Here is a 5,480-nt window from a genome sequence, read left to right on the forward strand (position 1 = left end):
TGTGCTTAAAGGCACTGCCATGTCATTTTTATTGATACCTCTGATTATCTTTTTTTGTCAAGTAAAAAAATTGATTATTTACTCTCTTCTATCAAAAGGCGCACCGCTTCCACCGCAGTCTTAATAGCCCCTTCCGTATCGTGGCAATGGGGGTTACTCATTCCGGCTTTTTCGCGCTCCTGATTCCACACCACATTAAGGACGCACCCTGCCCTTGCGCCGAGTATTTGGCTGACAATATAAAGGGTAGAGCTTTCCATTTCGGAGGCAAGACAGCCCGCTTTTTTCCACGCTTCCCATTTGTCTTTAAGCTCGTAACCGGACGGCATACGATCTGGACTATGCTGACCATAGAAGGAATCCTTACATTGGACGATTCCCGTGTGCCATTTTTGCCCTAAATTTTTAGCCGCTTGAACAAGGGCGTTTGTAACATCAAGGTTAGCAACGGCTGGGAATTCGATTGGGACATACTCCTTTGTTGTTCCTTCCATGCGTATTGCTCCTGTGGCGATAACTATATCGCCGCCAAGAACAGGAAGAGCCATGCCGCCGCAGGTTCCAATGCGGATAAAATTACGCACACCTGTCTTGTAAAGTTCTTCTATTGCTATTGCCGTAGAAGGTCCGCCCATTCCGGTAGATATGACCATTACCGTTTTTCCTGATAATTCACCTAACCAAGTTGTGTACTCTCGGTTTTGATGAAAAAAACGAGGTTTTTCAAGATGAGAAGCTATTTTTTCAACGCGCCCTGGATCGCCAGGGAGAATTGCATATAACGCGCCGTGACTGTCGTCAAAATCAACATGGTACTGTTTTTCCATAATCTTCTCCATTATACCTATTATCGTCGCCCTTTGTCATACGGAATACCTTCCGCTCTTGGAGCCTGTGAGGTTTTTGAACTGAACGCCAGAACTACAAGCGTGGTTATGTAGGGGATTATTTTGTAGACAACGCTTGGAATGGAAATAGCGCTAAGGAAGTGTATGCCCGAAGAAGCGGAAGATATTGCCTTCATCAGTCCAAAGAAGAAAGCGGCTGATAAAATGCGACCAGGCTTCCATTGACCAAAGATTAAAACCGCCAGCGCTAAAAAGCCGTAACCTGAAACTTCCGCGTTAAACTGCGTAGATGTCGGGATAATAAAAACAAGTCCTCCAAGACCGGCAAGAGCTCCTGAGATCATAACGCCCGCATAGCGCATATTGTACACGTTTATTCCGGCTGAATCAGCGGATTGCGGATGCTCTCCGCAGGAGCGCAGACGAAGCCCAAAGCGCGTTTTGTAAAGAACAGCGGCTGAAACCCCAAGAATGATAAAACCTATAAATGTGGTGATATAAGCGTTTTTAAAAAATAAATCCCCGATAAACGGAATGTCGCCTAACAACGGAACTTTTTCGATACGGAACTGGTTTATAAATGGAATCTGCTGAACAGTGCGAATCATACGCGCGATATAAATTGCCACGGCGGGAGCCATCATATTGATAGCCGTGCCGCTGATTATTTGATCGGCTTTCATGTTGATACTGGCGTATGCGTGAAGGAGCGAAACCAAAACGCCGGCTACCATGGAGACTAATACCGCCAACAGTAAAATCGGCTGTCCTGGAATAAATTGCTGTAACAAGCTGATAAACAAAATGCCGGTAAACGCGCCCATAATCATTATGCCCTCAAGCGCGATATTGATTACACCAGAGCGTTCGCTGAACATTCCTCCAAGGGCGACTATTAACAATGGGATAGAAAAAAACATGGTTTGCTGGGCAAGAAAATATATTATGCTCATGTTTCGCCTCCCATTCGTTTTTTAAGCGAGTTTAAAAAGTTTTTTACAAGTAACGCAAACGCGCTAAAATAAATTATTACGCTTATAATTATTTCGATTACTTGCGGAGCAAAACTGTATAACTGCATATTAAAGCCGCCTACGTTAAGATACGCGACTAACATACCGGAAAAAATTATTCCCAGCGGATTGTTCAATCCTAAAAGAGCGACAGGAATGCCGTTAAAGCCTTCCTGAGCAAGCACGTCAACAACAGTGATTCCTTTGCCAGAGCCTGCGAGGTACAACAACGCTCCGCCAAGCCCCGCAAGAGCGCCCGCAATCGTCATGCTTAAAATAATGCTTTTCTTTTCGTTAATTCCCGCGTAACGGGCGGCTTCGCGGTTAAAACCGCAGGCTTTTAGCTCATAACCGAAAGTTGTTTTTTCGAGAATAAGATAGATCAATATAGCGAATAAAATAGCGATAAAAAAGCCTGAGTTCGCGCTTGAAACATTATAGCCATCGCGGAAAATATAATTCATTCCCATTTTTGGAATATTGGCTGTCTCCAATAACCGCATACTCTGGTTACGCAAAGAATCAAAAACTGTTTGTGTTACAAGATAATTTACAAGATAAGTGCCTGTATAATTCATCATTATACAGGCTATTACTTCATTCACATTAAATATTGCTTTGAAAAAACCGGGAATAGCGCCCCAAAGAGCACCGGCAAGAACGGCGGCGACTAAAGCGGCTATCCAATGCAGATGTCCGGGAAGAAAATTGCATTTAACGCCGACAAGAACAGCGGCATAAGCGCCTGCGATAAATTGTCCCGCCGCTCCAATGTTAAAAAGCCCCGTCCTGCTTGAAAAGCCGACTGAAAGACCCGTCATTATTATCGGCGTTGCAAAATAAAGAACCTGACCAAGCTGGTTCATGTTGGAAAAACCGCTTGCAAGAATAGCGCCGAACCCTTGAGCGGCTTGCGAAGCGTTACTTAACAAAAGAATTATAAATCCGGCAAGCAAGCCGACTAAAATAGCGGCAACTGAAGAAAGCGCATTTATAACGGAAGGAGTAAGCCCACTGTTTAAAAGGGTTATCCCTTTTAGAAAATTTATTTTAAGAAAATTTATTTTAAGAAAATTTATTTTCATGCCACGCTCTGCTTTGCGGACCCTGCCATGTAAAGTCCAAGCTCTTTGTAACTTACTTCTTTTGGTTTAACGTCGGCGACAATTTTTCCTTCAAATATTACAAGTATTCTGTCGCTGACATTCATTACTTCATCAAGTTCAAGAGAAACTAAAAGCACTCCCCTACCCTTATCCCTCTCCGCCACAAGCTGTTTGTGGATATACTCGATTGCGCCGACATCAAGCCCTCTTGTCGGCTGAACGGCGACAAGTAGGCGCGAGTCGCGGGATATTTCCCTTGCGATGATTGCCTTCTGCTGGTTGCCGCCAGACATGCTTCGCGTTATTGAATATGCTCCCTGTCCTGAACGAATGTCAAATTTTTCAATTAATTCGTCGGCGTATTTATAAATTTCGTCAAATTTAAGAAAACCGTATTTCTGAAAACGACTGGTATAATAACTCTGTAAAACCAAATTAAAAGCGAGGTTGTAATCAAGCACAAGACCGTGTTTGTGCCTGTCTTCGGGGATATGCGCCATGCCCCTTGAGCGAATATCGTTATGTGTAATTTCTTTTCCTTCAAGGAAGATACGCCCTGTTGATTCCGTCATTCCGGCAAGGGCATGGATTAGCTCCTGTTGTCCGTTCCCGTCAATTCCAGCAATGCAGAGAATTTCCCCTGCGCGGACTTCAAAATTGGCGTTGTTTACAAGCGCCTTGTCGTGCTCTTTGCTTTTTACCGTAAGATTTTCAACTTTAAGAATTACATCGCCCGCCTGCCTTTCCGTTTTTTCCACGGACAGGTTTACTTTGCGACCTACCATCATTTCAGATAACTCTTCTTTAGAAACAGAAGCGACATCTACAGTCCCTATACACTTGCCTTTGCGAAGAACGGTACAACGGTCGGCAACGGCTTTTATTTCTTCCAGTTTATGAGTGATAAACAAAATCGACTTGCCTTCCGCAATAAGGTTTTTCATTATGTGCATTAATTCTTCTATTTCTTGCGGCGTAAGAACCGCAGTAGGCTCATCAAAAATTAGTATTTCATTTTCGCGGTAAAGCATTTTAAGGATTTCGACCCTCTGCTGCATTCCGACTGTAATGTCGGAAATAAGAGCGTCGGGATCAATTTCAAGTTTGTAGCGTTTAGATAACTCGACTATTTGGGCGCGCGCGTCGTCCAATTTTAACATTCCGTACTTAACTGTTTCCGCGCCCAGAATAATATTTTCTAATACTGTAAAATTATGAACAAGTTTAAAATGCTGGTGAACCATTCCGATTCCCAGTCTTCTTGCGTCGTTTGGTCCGTTAATATGAACAACTTCGCCGTTTTTTTTAATTACGCCCTTTTCAGCCTGATACAAGCCGAAAAGGACGCTCATAAGGGTTGATTTGCCCGCTCCATTTTCACCTAACAAGGCGTGAATCTCGCCTTTTTTTAATTGAAGCGTTATATCGTCATTGGCGATGATGCCGGTAAATACCTTAGTAATACCGGACATCTCAACAATGTAGTCCATTGTTGCAAGTTACCTTACTTCCGTAACCCTTGATATGGTAACCGGAACTATACTGGGACTGCCGTTGCTGTCAAGGTTATCCATTCTTGGGATAGAACCTGACGCCAGTTTATCAAAAATACTGTTGTAATCAGCCTGTTTAAAATTCTTGAATTTGGAAGTCTGCATTGGAAGACCAACGCCTTTGTTATCGGCGGCGAAAACCAAAGTATGTCCGCCTGGAAATTTTCCATCGTAATAATCGGAAATACAATCGTAAACAGAAACCTGAAGTCCCTTCATTGCGGAAGTAATAACTGTTGGAGATTCGCCAGACTGATCTACGTCAACACCGATTACTTTCTTGCCGGCTTGTTCAGCCGCAGCCATTACAGAGTTGCCTACTGCGCCGCCGCAGGCAAAGATTATTTCTACTCCGCTGTTGAACCATGACGCCGCAAGCGTTTGGGCTTCGGGTGTAGCGGCAAAGCCTCCTGTGTAATGGTAATTAATTGTAATTGAACCGGAAGCTAGTCCCAATTCCTTAGCCGCATATTCCGCGCCCTGAACAAAACCATATCCGTAACGGACAACAGCGGGAACCGCCATTCCGCCTACAAAGCCTAATTTTCTGTTGCCGTCTTTAACAGCCGCGTATCCGGCAAGAAAGCCCGCCTGATCCTCGGCGTAATTTACACCGACTGTATTTTTACCTGTTTTAAATTCGGAATAATCCGCGCTGTGCGGCACGCCGTCTACAAGAATGAAATTTACACTTGGATAGCGATCCTGTGCAAGGAAGACCGGGGTTTCAAAAAGGAAGCCCGGAGTAACGACTATTTTTGCTCCGCCGCGAACAGCGAGGTCAATCGCCGTAAGATAGGCGTCATTGCTCTGTTCCGCAGGCTGGTAGTATTTATGGGAAATGCCTTTTTCTTTTGCGTATTGAACCAATCCTTCCCATGAACCCTGATTAAAAGATTTGTCGTCAATAGTCCCAATAAATTTATCAAACACCGATGATTTAGTGTCTCGTTCACAGGC

Annotated in this window: 5 protein-coding genes; all 5 read right to left on the minus strand. The window is 44.0% G+C overall.

From position 1 onward, the window contains the following. Positions 1–74: 74 nt before the first annotated feature. Entirely contained in the window at positions 75–839 is a 765-nt protein-coding gene (gene udp, locus ACYVTD_RS09415; protein ID WP_461247523.1) for a uridine phosphorylase, read from the minus strand. 8 nt (positions 840–847) lie between these two features. After that, on the minus strand, positions 848–1,801 hold the full coding sequence (locus ACYVTD_RS09420) for an ABC transporter permease (protein WP_461247524.1): 954 nt from the start codon (positions 1,799–1,801) through the stop codon (positions 848–850). Continuing rightward, positions 1,798–2,946, minus strand: a complete 1,149-nt coding sequence (locus ACYVTD_RS09425) for an ABC transporter permease (protein ID WP_461247525.1) — start codon at positions 2,944–2,946, stop codon at positions 1,798–1,800. Before ACYVTD_RS09425 ends, ACYVTD_RS09420 begins: the two co-directional genes overlap by 4 nt. Next, complete coding sequence (locus tag ACYVTD_RS09430; protein WP_461247526.1) at positions 2,943–4,457, minus strand: ABC transporter ATP-binding protein; 1,515 nt, start codon at positions 4,455–4,457, stop codon at positions 2,943–2,945. The genes ACYVTD_RS09425 and ACYVTD_RS09430 overlap by 4 nt, the downstream gene beginning before the upstream one ends. A gap of 9 nt (positions 4,458–4,466) precedes the next feature. Then, positions 4,467–5,480 (minus strand): BMP family lipoprotein (locus tag ACYVTD_RS09435; protein WP_461247527.1); only part of this gene is annotated, 1,014 nt, incomplete at its 5' end.

It is taken from the genome of Treponema sp. R6D11 (assembly GCF_054786075.1).